Here is a 16,401-nt window from a genome sequence, read left to right on the forward strand (position 1 = left end):
TATTAGGAAAAATATTTAGTGATTTTTTATATTAAATTGCTCTTTCTTTATTACGAATACGCGTACTTACTTTAAAGTACTTTTTAGATAATAGATTAAAACAAACCTGTTTTTTCCTTTATTCTTCACTGTCAATCTTTTCCTTAAAAATTTAATCTCTCCATATAAAATATATCGGACCATTTTTATAGGATTTGCACGAAAAAAGAATCTCTTCCTCTTTTTCGTGCAAAGAAAGCTGTGATAATTTACAAATTCATTCGCTGAAAATATTCGATTTGTTCAGTATCATTTTTTCCTTTGTTTTTTCCTGTTCTTGCACTATCCAAAGGGTTGTGATATACTGTTTTCGATAAATTAAAAGTATTTACATTACTTTTTAAAGCTTATTTTCTGTTTTAACGATACTTTCCGTTAATACAGTTCCAAAAAGGGAGGTCATGTAAAATGAATTCTTTAAAATTGATTGAACAACTTTCCAACGCATACGGCGCTTGCGGCTTTGAAGACCAGGTTGTTGAAATTGCAGAAAAATTTGCACAGGACGAAGCTCTTGGTTCGGTAAGACACGACTGCAACCTCAACGTTTACATCACACCAGAAAAAAATGCTGGCAAAAAACCAGTTGTTATGGTTGATGCACACAGCGACGAAGTTAGCTTTATCGTTCAGGCAATCAAACCAAACGGAACCCTGCAGTTCCTTCCTTTGGGCGGCTGGTCCAACTACACCGTTCCAGCTCACAAAGTAAAAGTACAGACCTATGATGGCAGATGGGTTTCCGGTATTGTTGCCAGCACACCAGTTCACTTCCTCTCCGCTGCACAGAAAAATGCCTGCCCAACCATCGCTGATATGGTAATCGATATCGGTTCTACCTCCAAAGAAGAAACCGAGAAAGTATACAACATCCACATCGGTGCACCAGTTGTTCCAGACGTAACCTTCGAGTACGATGAAAGCAACGATGTCATGCTGGGTAAAGCATTTGACAACCGCCTTGGCTGCGCAGCTGTTCTGGACACCATGAAAGATCTGAAAAACGAAGATCTGGGTGTTGATGTTGTCGGCGTTCTGTCCTCTCAGGAAGAAATCGGCGAACGCGGCGCATTTGTTACCCGTGACGTTGTAAAACCTGACATCGCAATCTGTTTCGAAGGCTGCCCTGCTGATGACACCTTCAATCCAGATTACTTCATCCAGACCGCAATGAAAAAAGGTCCAATGCTCCGTCACTTCGACAAATCCATGGTAACCAATCCTCGTTTCCAGCGTTTTGCTCTGGAACTTGGTCGTGAACTTGGTATCCCGGTTCAGGAATCGGTTCGTTCCGGCGGCGGCACAAACGGTGGTCCAATCCATCTGTCCAACGGTGGTGTTCCGGTCATCATCATCGGTGTTCCGGTTCGTTACATCCATTCTCACCATGGATTCGCATGCATGGCTGACTACAACAACAGCGTAAAACTGGCTGTTGAAATCATCAAACGCCTCAATGACGAGACAATCAAATCTTTCTAGACAATATCTTCATCTCTTAAAAAGCTGAAAATCCCCGAGGAAATTCCTCGGGGATTTTCTTTATGGATGAATCTAAAAGGAAAAATCAAAGATTTGGGGTAACAACCGCGCTGTCCCAATCATAGCCCTGTTCTTTCAGGGAAGTTTTCCACACATTGATCTGCTCACTCATGCTGCGAATAGAAGTTTCATAAGACTGAACAATACTGTTATACTGCTCCTGTGTGATGAAACCTTCATTATAGTCGCGCTGTGCGTTGAGGATCTGGGCATCAATCCGGTTATACTCCAGAATCAAATCTGCGGTTTCTTCCACCATTGGCAGAACATCCTCTCTGCCTGCCTGTATTACCTGCTGCTGACGTGCATTGCTGATGTCTCTGCTCATACTGTTCAAAGTTCTGATATAATCATCCTTGCTGATCTTCCATTCTTTGAACATATCTCGCTGTTTAGAAAGTTCTGTTTCTTTCTGGATGATATCGGATGGAAAGATTGTTTCATTTGATTCCGATGGCTCTTCTATCGTCATCTCTCCACTTGGTGAAACAATAATATCTGTCTCCTCAGAATCTTCATAAAGGGACTCCAGCTCTTCTTGAAGCATCCGATTTTCTTGAGTCAATTCTTCCACCTGATATTCCAGTTGTTCAATCTGACTCAGTGACTCTTCATATTGAATTTTCCAGTTCTGGTTTTCACTTGGAACATATCCGTAATTGTGGACAAGCTGGGAATTTACAAATTCTACTCCCCCATCCACACCAAAATAAACACCATCTGTTTCGCTGCTGGTCAGGCTAACTGTCTTTGGCACTTCCAAAATCAGGTTATTTTGAGAGTGAATTCCATCCCGAATCAATTCAACCAGCAATTCCTTGCTGATCTGCAAATTTTGACTTGGAACCTCTTTCAGAATGATTTCTGCCTTGTTTCCTTCTGTCACAATCTCTGCATCAAAGCCGGAAAATTCGGAACGATACACCTGCAAATGAATCTGGTCATCCGGAGACTGTCTGACCTCCACCAGACTCATCCCCATCGTATCCTGATTTACCATTCTCAGCTCGGTAATTCCCGCCGGAAGGTCCTGTGTTGTATAAAAATTTGTTGTTTCTGATACGGTATCATTGTATAAATGAATCACATCTTTGGCTACCATTGGCAGGCTGATGGTACATCCAATCAGTCCCGCCACAAAGCATGCAGATGCTGCAATAACGGCTTTTTTCATCTTAGAGGACCTCCTTTCCCCCATCAAGGGAATCTTCCTTGGAATCCTGCTGCTCTGCATCATCCATTGGCAGAGGAAGCACCGGAACAGAATTTTCTTTTTGGGATACAGTTTTTTCAGACTTGTTGATTGTGGATTTTTCTGCTGTTTTTTCTTTCTTCACAATCAACCAACTTTCAATTTTTCTAAGCATTCGCATCCAAAGCTCTGCCGATTTTGCAAAGACATTTTTGCTGAATGACCAGAACATTTTTAACATTTTCAGGAGGAAAAGTTCCAGCAAGGCACAAAAACCAAGCAGTGCAACAGAACCCGACAATACTGCAATGCCGGTCCAGAAATTAAAAAAGGCAAATCCAAAACCAGAAGCCACGATTCCTGCAAGACCTATTAACACACCGATTACTACAAAAGCGATCGCTGTTGCCAGTCCTCCCAGAACCATTGCGGCAAAACCGACCAGTCCCATGGAAATCATAAATGCAATGGTCAACATCATGAATGCCATCGCAGCATAAATGCACCATCTGCATCCTCTGCCAATCGCTTTGAACCCGCGTATCAGCAACGAATCGGAAGTGGATTGTTTGCATTTTTTATGATTTTCTTTTTCCCGTATCTCTTCTTCTGCATCTTGGAATGATTCTTGCTGACAGAAATTTTCCTCCTGCGAATTGCTTTCTTCTCTGCGTTTTCCTTCTCCTTTATCCCATTCCTGGAATTTGTCTTTCAGCCGATGCAAACCTTCAGCCGCATAATTCCACGGCATTTTCTTTTCTGTGGATTTGCTGGAAGGATGATATTCATTCTTCTGTTCCTGACTTTCCTCAATCAACTGCTGAGCCACCAGTTCCGGATCTCCCAATTTTGCAGAAATCTCCGAATCCTGCTTGCTTTGTCTTCTTCCTTCTTCAAAATATTCTGCGTAATCACGCATAATATCCTCGATCTCATCTCGGGATAATTTATGTTTTAAGCACGCCTCCAGGCGCTCCAAATATTCCTGCTTATTCAAGAACCTCACCTCTCAAAATATCATTTACCATCTTTGAAAAATCGTTCCAGTCTGCTTTGAGCGAACCAAGATAGCCCTTTCCTTTTTCTGTCATGTGATAATACTTTCGGGCGGGACCGACTGTGCTTTCCTTCAGATAGGTCACAAAATATTCTTCCTGTGTCAATCTTCGTAAAATTGGATAAACTGTCCCTTCATTGATCTCGGTGTAGTAAGCAATACTTTGAACAATTTCGTAGCCGTACATATCTTTTCGTTCGATCAGTGCCAAAATGCACATTTCGATGACTCCTTTGCGAAATTGTGTGTTCATCGCTTTCCCTCCCTGCACCTAGATTATAGCATAGTACTTTGTATTACACAATACCTAGCGTAATTTAATACCATACAAATTTTAGTACTTGGCTTTGTCTTTTTTTGTCAAAACAAAAGAAAAAAAGGGAGGAAAATCCTCCCTTTTTAAAAAACAATATTTATCTTACTCCTGCATCAGGATTGGGGATACAATGTAATATCCCAAGGAATCTACTGTAATGCAGATCTGGTTGTTCTCTTCGTCATATTCCGACTGAACACTGCGAAGCTGTCCATCCACCACTTCATAAACATAAGAATCGGTGCGCTGTGCTGGTAAACACAGCTGTGCTGGCTGAACAAAACTATCTTCATCACCGAGGAAATTGTAACACTGGATATCAAAAGAGCGATATCGATTTGCAATCTCACTATCAAAACTCTGATCCAGATTAAAATAGATTGTTTTTCCCTGTGGAAGAACCGCATTCTTTACCGTCACATTGGAACCAAAGGACAGTGTTACTGCTTCTCCAGAATAGCCGTTGCCTACATGCAGATTCATTGGAGAAACGATTTCGTTGACAGAAAGTGGAATCAGTTCCTTTGTTACGTTACCAAAAGAAGCATTCAAATACAAACTGCTCGATTCGATTCCGGTCTGTTCATCGTAAAGTGTAATAACGCCACCAACCCAAAGTGTACTGGAATGCGGCAGCTGTCCTGCAAAATCAATGGCAATACTGAGTGTTCCATTTTCATTTGCCCAGCGTACTGTGGATACTGCCTGTGAATCAAAACCTTCTGCCCTGAAGTTCCAGTTGGATGGACGATTTTTTTCACTGTAAAGTTCTCCGGTTTTTACATCCAAAATCGGAATATACAAGGTATCTCCCGGATAAAAAGAAAGATCATCCCTTGTTACTGCTTCCTGCTGTGGCAGAGAAAGTGCCTGTGATGTTTGTGCAGTATGTTTTACAGTCGCTTGATCCAGACAAAGCTGATAAGCATTTTTTTGCATTGTAATCGGTGCTGTCGATGCAATCATCATGCTCAGTGGAATCTGTGCATAAGAGACGGCACTCATGCTTACCGTCATTGTCATTGCCAGACCAAATGCCATCAAAGTTTTCATTAATTTCATTCCGTGCCGCCCCCTTTCTATTAAGATATTCTGTTGCATCGGAAGAAATTCATAGCTTACTTGGTTCTCTGTTATTTAGTATACAATATAAATTACAAAATTACAAGTAAAAAAAACAAAATTTGTAATCTGATTGTCATTTTTGGGAATTTTTTCTACAATTTTTGTAAATATATTCCTTTTTTCTTGCAATTTGATTTTACGCAAAAAAAGAGGTACAACCCAAAAGGTTGTACCTCTTAAATACGTTATAAATGGTGTTAACCAGACTAACGAATAAAATTATTCAGCAATCTTGGTAACAACGCCGGAACCTACGGTTCTACCACCTTCACGGATAGCGAAACGCAGACCTTCTTCGATAGCGATTGGAGTGATCAGTTCAACGTCCATTTCTACGTTATCGCCAGGCATGCACATTTCAACGCCTTCTGGCAGTTTGATTACGCCAGTAACGTCAGTTGTTCTGAAGAAGAACTGTGGTCTGTAGTTGTTGAAGAATGGAGTATGACGGCCACCTTCATCTTTTTTCAGAACGTATACCTGAGCATGGAATTTGGTGTGTGGATGGATGGAACCTGGTTTGCACAGAACCTGACCACGTTTGATGTCAGTTCTCTGAACACCACGGAGCAGAGCACCGATGTTATCGCCAGCTTCAGCGAAGTCGAGCAGTTTTCTGAACATCTCGATACCGGTAACAACTGTCTTCATCTTCTCTTCCTGGAGACCTACGATTTCAACTTCGTCGGAGAGTTTCAGAACGCCTCTTTCAACTCTACCAGTAGCAACAGTACCACGGCCAGTGATGGTGAAGATATCTTCGATTGGCATCAGGAATGGCAGATCCTGTTTTCTTTCTGGAGTTGGGATGTATTCGTCAACTTTGTCCATCAGTTCGTAGATTGGAGCGTAAGCTGGGTCAGCTGGATCGTTTGGAGCTTCCAGAGCTTTCAGAGCAGAACCGCAAACGATTGGAGTGTCATCGCCTGGGAAATCGTACTCGTTGAGCAGGTCACGGATTTCCATTTCTACCAGTTCGAGCAGTTCTGGGTCGTCAACCTGGTCAGCTTTGTTCATGAATACTACGATGTAAGGAACGCCTACCTGACGGGAGAGCAGGATGTGCTCACGGGTCTGTGGCATTGGGCCGTCTGCAGCAGATACAACGAGGATAGCGCCGTCCATCTGAGCAGCACCAGTGATCATGTTCTTAACGTAGTCAGCATGTCCTGGGCAGTCAACGTGAGCGTAGTGTCTCTTGTCGGTTTCGTACTCAACGTGAGAAGTGTTGATTGTGATACCACGTTCTCTTTCTTCTGGAGCTTTATCGATGTTAGCGTAATCGGTGAAGCTAGCCTGACCTTTGAGGGACAGAGCTTTTGTGATAGCAGCAGTCAGAGTGGTTTTACCGTGGTCAACGTGGCCGATAGTACCAATGTTAACATGTGGCTTGGTTCTTTCGAATTTAGCTTTTGCCATTGTTGTTTCCTCCCTTAAATACGGGGGGAGGCTTCTGAAAATTCCGAAGCCTTTCGCCCGTAGTCGTATTTGTATATATTACAATTCGTATTGTAACAATTTATGATTCAAAAATCAAGGGTAAACCCGCAAAAAAGCAGAATTATTCCCTAAAAAATCCCCTTAAACGGTGAAAAATCACCGAATCGGAAGATTATTCTCCTTTTGTTCTAGCAGAGATGATCTTGTCAGCAATGCTCTTTGGAACTTCTACATAGTGAGAAGGTTCCATGGTGTACTGACCACGGCCCTGTGTCTTAGAACGCAGGTCGGTAGCGTAACCGAACATTTCGGACAGTGGAACAAAGGAGTTAACCTGCTGTACGCCATGTCTAGCATCCATACCCTGGATCTGACCACGACGGGAGTTCAGGTCACCGATAACATCACCCAGGTAATCATCTGGAGTGATAACGGTTACTTTCATGATAGGCTCGAGCAGTACTGGGTCGCCTTTTCTCATAGCTTCTTTGAACGCCATAGAACCAGCGATCTTAAATGCCATTTCAGAAGAGTCGACTTCATGGTAAGAACCATCGTACAGCTCAACTTTAACGTCAACTACTGGGTAAGCAGCAACAACACCAGCGGTCATTGCGCCCTGGATACCAGCGTCAACTGCTGGGATGTATTCCTTCGGAATTGCACCACCAACAACGTTGTTGATAAACTCGTAACCCTTACCGGATTCGTTCGGGGTAACTTTGATCTTAACGTGACCGTACTGACCTTTACCACCGGACTGACGAGCGTATTTCATATCAACATCAGCAGGTTTTCTGATAGTTTCTTTGTAAGCTACCTGAGGTTTACCTACGTTAGCCTCAACCTTAAACTCACGCAGCAGACGGTCAACGATGATCTCCAGATGGAGCTCACCCATACCAGCGATGATGGTCTGTCCTGTTTCTTCGTCTGTGTATGTTTTGAAGGTTGGGTCTTCCTCAGCCAGTTTTGCAAGAGCAATACCCATCTTTTCCTGACCAGCTTTTGTCTTAGGCTCGATTGCTACACGGATAACCGGTTCTGGGAATTCCATGGTTTCGAGGATGATTGGGTATTTTGGATCACACAGGGTATCACCGGTAGTAACCTTCTTAACACCTACTGCAGCTGCGATATCGCCTGCGTAGCAAGCTTCGATATCTTTTCTGTGGTTAGCATGCATCTGAAGGATACGACCCATTCTTTCTGTGTGGCCTTTGGTTGCGTTGAGAACAGTGTCGCCGGTGTTAACAACACCAGAGTATACACGGAAGAAGCAGAGTTTACCTACGAATGGGTCGGTTGCAATCTTGAATGCAAGAGCTGCAAACGGAGCATCATCGGAAGATGGTCTGTCCTCTTCTTCTTCAGTATCAAGACTTACACCTTTGATATCTGGGATATCGGTTGGTGCTGGCATGTAGTCAACGATAGCATCCAGAAGTTTCTGAACACCCTTGTTTTTATAGGAAGTACCACAGCAGATTGGAACCATTCTGTTAGCGATGGTATCAACACGGATTGCGTGTTTGATTTCTTCGATGGTCAGTTCCTCACCATTGAGGTATTTTTCCATCAGTTCTTCATCCTGCTCGCAGATGGATTCGATCATCTTTGTGCGGTATTCTTCTGCCTGGTCTTTCATGTTGTCTGGAATGTCAACAACAGAAATGTCCTTGCCCAGATCATCGTTGTAAATGTAAGCTTTCATTTCAACGAGGTCGATCAGACCTTCGAAGAATGCTTCAGCACCGATTGGCAGCTGAATCGGAACAGCATTACATTTCAGACGGTCATGGATCATGTTCAGAACATTGTAGAAGTCTGCACCCATGATATCCATCTTGTTAACGTAGATCATTCTTGGAACATGATATTTATCAGCCTGGCGCCAAACAGTCTCAGACTGTGGCTCAACTCCGCCTTTAGCACACATTACTGTTACAGAACCGTCGAGAACTCGCAGGGAACGCTCTACCTCTACTGTAAAGTCAACGTGTCCAGGAGTATCAATGATGTTGATACGATGGTTTTTCCAGTAGCAGGTTGTAGCAGCGGAAGTAATGGTAATACCTCTCTCCTGCTCCTGTACCATCCAGTCCATCGTTGCGCTACCATCATGAGTTTCACCGATTTTGTGGTTAATACCGGTGTAGTACAGAATACGCTCTGTTGTGGTAGTTTTACCAGCATCGATGTGCGCCATTATGCCGATGTTACGAGTCATAGCTAATGCAACGTCTCTTGGCATATTGTCCTCCTTCGCAATCTAGGGATGTATTCATTCGGGTAGTAAAAAACCAGAATCAGCACAGACCGCAGTGCCCCAAAGTCAGGCACTGCTGTCTGGATACCGTCCTGATTAGAATCTGTAATGTGCGAAAGCTTTGTTAGCTTCAGCCATTTTGTGAGTATCCTCACGTTTTTTAACAGCTCCGCCGGTACCATTGATTGCATCAATGATCTCACCAGCAAGACGCTCTTTCATTGTTTTCTCGGAACGAGCTCTGGAGTAGTTTGTGAGCCATCTCAGGCCGAGGGTCTGTCTTCTAGCTGGACGAACCTCCATTGGTACCTGATAGGTAGCACCACCGATACGGCGAGCTTTAACTTCCAGAACTGGCATGATGTTTTCCAGAGCTTCTTTGAAAGCTTCCAGAGCATCTTTACCTGTCTTCTCGTTAACGATTTCGAATGCACCATAAACGATCTTCTGGGCAACACCCTTCTTACCGTCGTACATGATATTGTTGATTAAACGTGTTACCAGTTTGGAATTGTACATTGGATCTGGCAGAACATCACGTTTAGCGATTTGACCTCTTCTTGGCACTTCGCTTCCCTCCTTCACAGTCTGAATTCATAGGTACTCGAAAGTGACAAAACTCCCGTTAAGCCATTGTGAAGTCTTCTATGCCGCCGATTGCAGGTGTTCCCTGTGTTCGGCTATATAAAAGCTCACATGAGCGCTTGTTTTCAAATTAAAATGGAGTTTTATTACTTTTTCTTTGGACGTTTTGCACCGTATTTGGAACGGCTCTGCATTCTGTTTGCTACACCCTGTGTATCGAGTGTACCGCGGATGATGTGGTAACGAACACCAGGGAGGTCCTTTACACGGCCGCCACGGATCAGAACAACGGAGTGTTCCTGAAGGTTGTGACCGATACCTGGAATGTAAGCGGTAGCTTCGATTCCGTTGGAAAGTCTTACTCTGGCAACTTTACGCAGCGCGGAGTTTGGTTTCTTTGGTGTCTGGGTTCTGATTGCAGTACATACACCACGTTTCTGAGGAGAATTCTGGTCGATTGCTTCTCTCTTCAGGGAGTTCCATCCTTTCAGAAGAGCTGGAGCTGTGGACTTTTTCTCTACAGATTCTCTGCCTTTACGAACTAATTGGTTAAAGGTTGGCATATTGCACCTCCTTGCTAAAGTTTATAAAATTTTTCGATGGTACGGCTTTAGTCCATGCCCTACCAATTAAATATTCTATCATCCAAAATCCAATCTGTCAACAAAATTTCTATCGACGTTTGCACCAATTTTCCGCGCTTTTATGCGCCTTTCCTTATACAAACCGAAACATTCCTTCTCATTCTTCCCTGGTATAACCCAACTTATTCCTATTCCAAAACAAAAAGGGAGCAGCTGCTCCCTTTTTTACTGAGGATTTACCTTATAAAATGGCTCCAGTGAGATCAAGTTGGAATATTTGCTTTTCTCACGCCATTCTTTGAGCTCTTCACCCTTATCTATATACTCGATCCGAACGCGGTCACCATGATGATTAATAGAATAGATGCTGCCGTCTCCTCTAAGCTTTCGAATCAGGCTATCCTGGACAACCGAATTATATGCCTGAATGATCTGGTTTCTGGAAAACGGAGACAGGTGATACTCGACCGTAACATACTTTTCCGGATGAAGCTGGTCGATAAACTTGATTCCCTTTACTTCCCGATAAATTTCTACCAGTTCAATTGCCTTGTCCATCGCTTTGACAGAAGGAACACCGATTTCCAACACTGCATCTGATTGACGGACTGTAATGTAGCTGTATTCATTTCCTGTTAGCTGATCACTCAGATAATTGGCAAAATCCCAAGCATAGTCTTCCTTTGTCTTTTCCTTAACCGGATTTTCTGTTGACTGTACTACTTCTTCCGGCAGATCTTCTGGCGGTACTACTTCTTCCAGCAGATCTTCATATTGATCGACAATCTTGACCTCTGTTTTGATTCCATATTCTTTTTCTATTTGCTTAATCCTGTTCTGCAAACCGGAAGAAGCTTTTTTTACCACTTCAAGGTGCAGGGTATTGGTCTTTTTGACAAAATTGACAGCACTCATTTCTTTATAATCCAATAAACTGAGTTGTTCCTCCTGAAGTTCAAGCAACTGTTTTGTGGTGAGCTCCTTCTTTTTGGATGTGGAAATCTTTTTGTTCTGCGCTGCGGAGGATAAGCTCATATTCTGCTGCATTCCTGCAGCTGTGTTGGTCCCAGCAGCAAAACTGCTGACTCCCATTCCAGCTATCATAATAGCGGCAAGTAAAAATGCAACTATCTTCTTTTTCATATATTCTGTACCTCCTTCTTTTTTCCTTTAAAGACCAACAGAATCAGTCGGCAATATTTTTTGATATTCATTGACGACCATCATATCCCGGTAATCACTCTTTTCAAACCAGCTATCAAACTTCTTTGGCGTTTCATCTGTGCAGTAAAGTTCGAGATAGCCATTATTAATCACAAGTGCATACCTTACCTGCTTCATGAGCTGGGTAAAATCTTGGTCTTTTTCGAGACTTTCCTTTGCTTTTTCCAGTTCTTTGATCGAGTATCGGCACAGCTCATAGCAGACTGTCACATCCTGTTTGGTTTGCTCGGTATATTTGGTGCACAGTTCCTTAGCACGACTGATATATTTTGCAGATGGTACTCCGATCTCCAACACACCATTTTGGTTAAACAGATAGGTATACTGTGTTTTAGACAGATTCTTCTGCAGATAATTTTTCAGGCTATCCGCCTCTTTTCTTCTTGTTTGCTCCTCAGAAAGAACCGCTTCCTGTTCTTTTTCATTCATCTTTTGATGAACAAATTCCCGTTCTTCTTCGGTAAGCTCATCATACCACGTTTGAAGCTCCTGCTGTTTTTTTGCTTCTTCCGGATCAACTTCCGCAGGTGCTTTTGGGTCTTCCTGCAACATTACTCCAACATCTGGATTTGGTTTTTGTTTTTCTCCTTCGTCCGCAAAAGATGGAATTGCTGTCAGTGTCAGCAACATTCCCATAACCAACAAAATACTAAGACCTTTTTTCATCGTTTTCCCTCCATTATGAAAGTGTAAGTGTCAGCAAATAAACATTATCCTCCAGATTTTTCAGCTCATTGATATCAGAAATAATCTCAGGCTTTAAGCCGGATGCATTTTTCCCTCCTACGGCAAGAATCACGCGGTCGTGCGCAGAGATCTCTTCGCTTTTATTTCGATAAATCGTATCCATTGGTTCAATCCACTTTTGATAATACACTGTCTGTGCATTTTTCATCGTTTTTGCTCCGGCACCATAGCCGCCTTCATCATTGCTCAGGTAAACAGTTAAGTTATGATCCCCGGGTGCTAAACTTCCCTCATTTAATTTGCTCTCCATCCATTTTCCTTCTTCAAGACGCCAGAACGAAAAACTATATTGGCATTCCTCACTGGTATTGCAGGTGTAATACGCTTGCTTTTCCGCTTGAGGAGCATGATTTTCCGATTTTCCCTGAAGGCTTTGGTCGATCGCCTGTTCTTCCATCTGATTTTCAGGCAACGTCATTCGGGACAAGGTCATACTTTCTTTCGAGCATCCGGTTAACGTCAAAATCATCGTCAAACTGATTAACATCCATACCATCGATTTCATCTTATCTCTCTCCTTTTATTATCTTTACTATCATTGTAGCAGAAAATGAATATTTATCAATCCGACACTTGACTAATTTTCTAATTCCTTTCTTATGAAAAACGACAAAAAAAGCACATTGGACTTTTTGTCCAATGTGCTTTTTAAAACAGATTTTAAATTGAGCGTTAGAATGCTGCGCTTTCTTCGTCAGGTGCTTCTACAATTGCATCACTTGCAGGAGTTTCGGCAGCTTCCTGAATCGGAGCCTCTTCTTCTGGTTCGATATATTCAATGATACCGGTACCAGCTGGGATCAGCTTACCGATGATAACGTTTTCTTTCAGACCGCTGAGTGGGTCAACCTTACCTTTGATTGCAGCTTCGGTCAGAACACGGGTTGTTTCCTGGAAGGAAGCAGCAGACATGAAGGAATCGGTTGCCAGAGAAGCTTTGGTGATACCCATGAGTACTGCATGATAGGTTGCAGGTTTGCGGTGGATTCCGTCCTGTGCCTCCAGTGCAAGCAGTTCTTCATTTGCTTCACGCAGTTCCGATTTATCAATCAGGGAACCGGTGATCAGCTTGGTATCGCCGCCGTCATCGATGCGGACTTTACGCATCATCTGACGAACGATAACTTCGATATGCTTATCGTTGATATCTACACCCTGTGTACGGTATACGCGCTGTACCTCTTTGATCAGGTAATCCTGAACAGCCAGCTCGCCGCTTACGGTCAGAACCTCACCTGGTTCAACGGAACCTTCGGTGATCAGCTGACCTTTTTCAACATACTGACCTTCCTGAACGATGATCTTGTAGTCGAATGGTACGATCTTGGTGAATACTTCACCATCTGCGCTGGTAACGTTAACAGTATTTGCACCTTTGTGATCCAGACGGAAGTTTGCAATACCGGAAACATGGCTGATGATTGCTGCGTTCTTTGGTTTTCTTGCCTCGAACAGCTCCTCAACCCTTGGAAGACCCTGTGTAATATCGCTTGCGGAAGCAACACCACCGGTATGGAAAGTACGCATGGTCAGCTGGGTACCAGGCTCACCGATGGACTGTGCGGAAATTACGCCGACTGCTTCACCAATGCCAACAGGCTGACCGTTTGCAAGGTTAGCACCGTAACATTTTGCACAGACACCCTTCTTAGCCTGACAGTTGAGGATAGAACGGATCTTAACCTGTGTAATACCTGCATCAACAATCTTCTGAGCAGTTTTCTCGTCGATCATCTTTTCGCGGGTAGCCAGAACTTCGCCGGTCTGCGGATGAACAACATCATCTGCAAGGTAACGTCCGGTCAGACGTTCTGCCAGGCTTTCAATAACACGTCCGCTGTCTTCGATATCGTAAACCATGATACCTTCGTGAGTACCACAGTCATCGCAACGGATGATAACATCCTGAGATACGTCAACCAATCGACGGGTCAGGTAACCAGAGTCCGCGGTACGCAGCGCGGTATCTGCCAGACCTTTACGAGCGCCTCGAGAGGACTGGAAGTACTCCAAGATGTTTAAGCCTTCACGGTAGTTAGATTTAATTGGAATTTCGATCGCTTTACCGGAAGTGTTTGCAATCAGACCACGCATACCTGCCAGCTGTCTGATCTGCTCCATGGAGCCTCGAGCACCGGAATCTGCGAACATGTAAATTGGGTTTCTTTCACCGAAGGTTGCGCTCAGCTCTTTCTTAACTGCGTCGGTGGTATCATTCCATACCTTGATGACACGGTCATAACGAACGTCATCGGAGATAAGACCACGGTCATACTGACGTTTGATCTGTGCTACCTTTTCGTCCGCCTGAGCGATCAGTTCCTGTTTGTTTTCAGGAATCAGAGCATCTCGTACCGCAACGGTCAGACCGCTCTTGGTAGAGTACTTAAAGCCCTGATTTTTGATCTTGTCAAGAACTTCGGAAGTCTTAACAGTACCGCATGCGCGGATACATTTATCAATGATCTTTCCGAGCTCTTTCTTTCTAACCAGAAATGCAACTTCCAGGTCAAACTGCTTCTCGGAATCGGTTCTGTCTACAAAACCAAGATCCTGTGGGATTGGATCATTGAAGATGATACGGCCAACAGTAGCATCAATGATGCGGCTGATGGTTTTGCCGTTGATTTCTTTGGATACACGAACCTTGATTGGAGCATGCAGGCCAACAACACCGGTGTCATAAGCCATTTTTGCTTCATCAAAGTTGCGGAATACCTTGCCTGCACCTGGTTCGTCTTCACGTACCATGGTCAGGTAGTAGGAACCGAGGATCATATCCTGTGTCGGGATGGTTACAGGACGACCATCGGAAGGTTTGAGCAGGTTTCCAGCTGCCAGCATCAGGAAGCGGGCCTCAGCCTGTGCCTCTGCGGACAGTGGGAGGTGAATAGCCATCTGGTCACCGTCGAAGTCCGCGTTAAATGCGGTACATACCAGTGGGTGCAGACGGATTGCACGACCTTCTACCAGGATTGGCTCGAATGCCTGGATACCCAGACGGTGCAGGGTAGGCGCACGGTTTAAGAGAACCGGATGGTTCTTGATTACAACTTCCAGTGCATCCCAAACTTCCTTCATGGAAGCTCTGTCTACCATCTTGCGGGCATTTTTAATGTTGGTTGCGATTTCCTGGTCAACCAGACGTTTCATAACGAATGGTTTGAACAGCTCGAGTGCCATTTCTTTTGGCAGACCGCACTGATACATCTTCAGGTCTGGTCCGACAACGATTACCGAACGTCCAGAGTAGTCAACACGTTTACCAAGCAGGTTCTGACGGAAACGACCCTGTTTACCTTTCAGCATATCGGACAGGGATTTGAGCGGACGGTTGTTTGGACCGGTTACCGGTCTGCCGTGACGTCCGTTGTCGATGAGGGCATCGACAGATTCCTGAAGCATTCTCTTTTCGTTGCGAACGATGATGTCAGGAGCACCCAGTTCGATCAGCTTTTTCAGACGGTTGTTACGGTTGATAACTCTGCGGTACAGATCATTCAGGTCACTGGTAGCAAAGCGTCCGCCGTCGAGCTGAACCATTGGACGGATATCCGGTGGAATAACCGGAACAACATCCATGATCATCCAGGAAGGCTGGTTGCCGCTGAGGCGGAATGCCTCAACGACTTCCAGACGTTTTAAGATTCTTGCTCTCTTCTGACCAACTGGAAGGGTTTCCAGTTCGTCTTTGAGCTCTCTGGAGAGCTGTTCGAGGTCGAGATCTTCCAGCAGCTTTTTGATTGCTTCCGCACCCATAGATGCTTCGAACTCGTCCTCATAAGCCTCGCGCATATCGCGATATTCCTTCTCAGAAAGAAGGGTGTATTTTTTCAGGTTTGTTGTACCTGGGTCAGTTACAATATAGGATGCAAAGTACAGCACCTTTTCCAGAAGTCTTGGAGACATGTTAAGCAAAAGACCCATTCTGGAAGAAGTACCCTTAAAGTACCAGATATGAGAAACCGGAGCAGCCAGCTCGATGTGACCCATTCTTTCACGACGAACCTTGGATTTTGTTACCTCAACACCGCAGCGTTCACAGATTTTGCCTTTGTAACGCAGGCGTTTGTATTTACCACAGTAACACTCCCAGTCCTTGGTTGGACCAAAGATTCTTTCACAGAACAGACCATCACGTTCTGGTTTCAGGGTTCTATAGTTGATGGTTTCCGGTTTTTTAACCTCACCATAAGACCATTCCCTGATTTTTTCCGGAGAAGCCAAGCCGATTTTAATAGACTCGAATACGTTAAATTCCATTTTACGACCCCTTCTTCC

The 16,401-nt window shown here is 44.0% G+C and carries 13 protein-coding genes; 1 reads left to right on the plus strand and 12 read right to left on the minus strand.

From position 1 onward, the window contains the following. Nucleotides 1-447: 447 nt before the first annotated feature. The gene (locus BQ5375_RS02045) at nt 448-1,521 is read left to right on the plus strand and encodes a M42 family metallopeptidase (protein WP_022133018.1); all 1,074 of its coding nucleotides are present in this window, start codon (nt 448-450) and stop codon (nt 1,519-1,521) included. A gap of 85 nt (nt 1,522-1,606) precedes the next feature. Here the strand turns inward: BQ5375_RS02045 and BQ5375_RS02050 are convergent, their stop codons facing one another. The 12 genes from BQ5375_RS02050 to rpoC form a co-directional block, all read right to left on the minus strand. Beyond that, nucleotides 1,607-2,755: a bZIP transcription factor gene (locus BQ5375_RS02050; protein ID WP_022133017.1), complete on the minus strand. Its 1,149-nt coding sequence runs from the start codon at nt 2,753-2,755 to the stop codon at nt 1,607-1,609. Nucleotide 2,756: 1 nt separating this feature from the next. Continuing rightward, nucleotides 2,757-3,770 carry a DUF1700 domain-containing protein gene (locus BQ5375_RS02055; protein ID WP_022133016.1) on the minus strand — a complete coding sequence of 338 codons (1,014 nt, stop codon included), beginning with the start codon at nt 3,768-3,770 and terminating at the stop codon, nt 2,757-2,759. Further along, nucleotides 3,763-4,083 carry a PadR family transcriptional regulator gene (locus BQ5375_RS02060; protein WP_022133015.1) on the minus strand — a complete coding sequence of 107 codons (321 nt, stop codon included), beginning with the start codon at nt 4,081-4,083 and terminating at the stop codon, nt 3,763-3,765. Before BQ5375_RS02060 ends, BQ5375_RS02055 begins: the two co-directional genes overlap by 8 nt. Before the next feature lie 165 nt (nt 4,084-4,248). Beyond that, complete coding sequence (locus BQ5375_RS02065) at nt 4,249-5,208, minus strand: hypothetical protein (RefSeq protein WP_022133014.1); 960 nt, start codon at nt 5,206-5,208, stop codon at nt 4,249-4,251. Nucleotides 5,209-5,490: 282 nt separating this feature from the next. Then, the gene (gene tuf / locus BQ5375_RS02070; RefSeq protein WP_022133013.1) at nt 5,491-6,690 is read right to left on the minus strand and encodes an elongation factor Tu; all 1,200 of its coding nucleotides are present in this window, start codon (nt 6,688-6,690) and stop codon (nt 5,491-5,493) included. Nucleotides 6,691-6,883: 193 nt separating this feature from the next. Next, nucleotides 6,884-8,965, minus strand: a complete 2,082-nt coding sequence (gene fusA, locus BQ5375_RS02075) for an elongation factor G (protein ID WP_022133012.1) — start codon at nt 8,963-8,965, stop codon at nt 6,884-6,886. A 111-nt stretch (nt 8,966-9,076) separates the two neighbouring features. Next, on the minus strand, nt 9,077-9,547 hold the full coding sequence (rpsG, locus tag BQ5375_RS02080) for a 30S ribosomal protein S7 (RefSeq protein ID WP_022116199.1): 471 nt from the start codon (nt 9,545-9,547) through the stop codon (nt 9,077-9,079). Nucleotides 9,548-9,711: 164 nt separating this feature from the next. After that, nucleotides 9,712-10,128, minus strand: coding sequence for a 30S ribosomal protein S12 (gene rpsL, locus BQ5375_RS02085; RefSeq protein ID WP_022116200.1), 417 nt, complete (start codon nt 10,126-10,128; stop codon nt 9,712-9,714). 246 nt (nt 10,129-10,374) lie between these two features. After that, nucleotides 10,375-11,292, minus strand: a complete 918-nt coding sequence (locus BQ5375_RS02090) for a hypothetical protein (RefSeq protein ID WP_022133011.1) — start codon at nt 11,290-11,292, stop codon at nt 10,375-10,377. A gap of 27 nt (nt 11,293-11,319) precedes the next feature. Beyond that, nucleotides 11,320-12,039 carry a hypothetical protein gene (locus tag BQ5375_RS02095; RefSeq protein WP_022133010.1) on the minus strand — a complete coding sequence of 240 codons (720 nt, stop codon included), beginning with the start codon at nt 12,037-12,039 and terminating at the stop codon, nt 11,320-11,322. A 13-nt stretch (nt 12,040-12,052) separates the two neighbouring features. Continuing rightward, nucleotides 12,053-12,625: a hypothetical protein gene (locus BQ5375_RS02100; protein WP_022133009.1), complete on the minus strand. Its 573-nt coding sequence runs from the start codon at nt 12,623-12,625 to the stop codon at nt 12,053-12,055. Nucleotides 12,626-12,792: 167 nt separating this feature from the next. Then, on the minus strand, nt 12,793-16,383 hold the full coding sequence (gene rpoC / locus BQ5375_RS02105; protein ID WP_076917338.1) for a DNA-directed RNA polymerase subunit beta': 3,591 nt from the start codon (nt 16,381-16,383) through the stop codon (nt 12,793-12,795). Between the last annotated feature and the right edge of the window lie 18 nt (nt 16,384-16,401).

The organism is Negativibacillus massiliensis, from assembly GCF_900148495.1.
GTDB classification, from domain to species: Bacteria; Bacillota; Clostridia; order Oscillospirales; family Ruminococcaceae; genus Negativibacillus; species Negativibacillus massiliensis.

Bases quoted from the DNA above. Each gene is read 5' to 3' on its own strand.
- BQ5375_RS02045 (WP_022133018.1), top strand. From the start codon at position 448: ATGAATTCTTTAAAATTGATTGAACAACTTTCCAACGCATACGGCGCT.
- BQ5375_RS02050 (WP_022133017.1), bottom strand. From the start codon at position 2,755: ATGAAAAAAGCCGTTATTGCAGCATCTGCATGCTTTGTGGCGGGACTG.
- BQ5375_RS02060 (WP_022133015.1), bottom strand. From the start codon at position 4,083: ATGAACACACAATTTCGCAAAGGAGTCATCGAAATGTGCATTTTGGCA.
- BQ5375_RS02065 (WP_022133014.1), bottom strand. From the start codon at position 5,208: ATGAAATTAATGAAAACTTTGATGGCATTTGGTCTGGCAATGACAATG.
- tuf (WP_022133013.1), bottom strand. From the start codon at position 6,690: ATGGCAAAAGCTAAATTCGAAAGAACCAAGCCACATGTTAACATTGGT.
- fusA (WP_022133012.1), bottom strand. From the start codon at position 8,965: ATGCCAAGAGACGTTGCATTAGCTATGACTCGTAACATCGGCATAATG.
- rpsL (WP_022116200.1), bottom strand. From the start codon at position 10,128: ATGCCAACCTTTAACCAATTAGTTCGTAAAGGCAGAGAATCTGTAGAG.
- BQ5375_RS02090 (WP_022133011.1), bottom strand. From the start codon at position 11,292: ATGAAAAAGAAGATAGTTGCATTTTTACTTGCCGCTATTATGATAGCT.
- BQ5375_RS02095 (WP_022133010.1), bottom strand. From the start codon at position 12,039: ATGAAAAAAGGTCTTAGTATTTTGTTGGTTATGGGAATGTTGCTGACA.
- BQ5375_RS02100 (WP_022133009.1), bottom strand. From the start codon at position 12,625: ATGAAATCGATGGTATGGATGTTAATCAGTTTGACGATGATTTTGACG.
- rpoC (WP_076917338.1), bottom strand. From the start codon at position 16,383: ATGGAATTTAACGTATTCGAGTCTATTAAAATCGGCTTGGCTTCTCCG.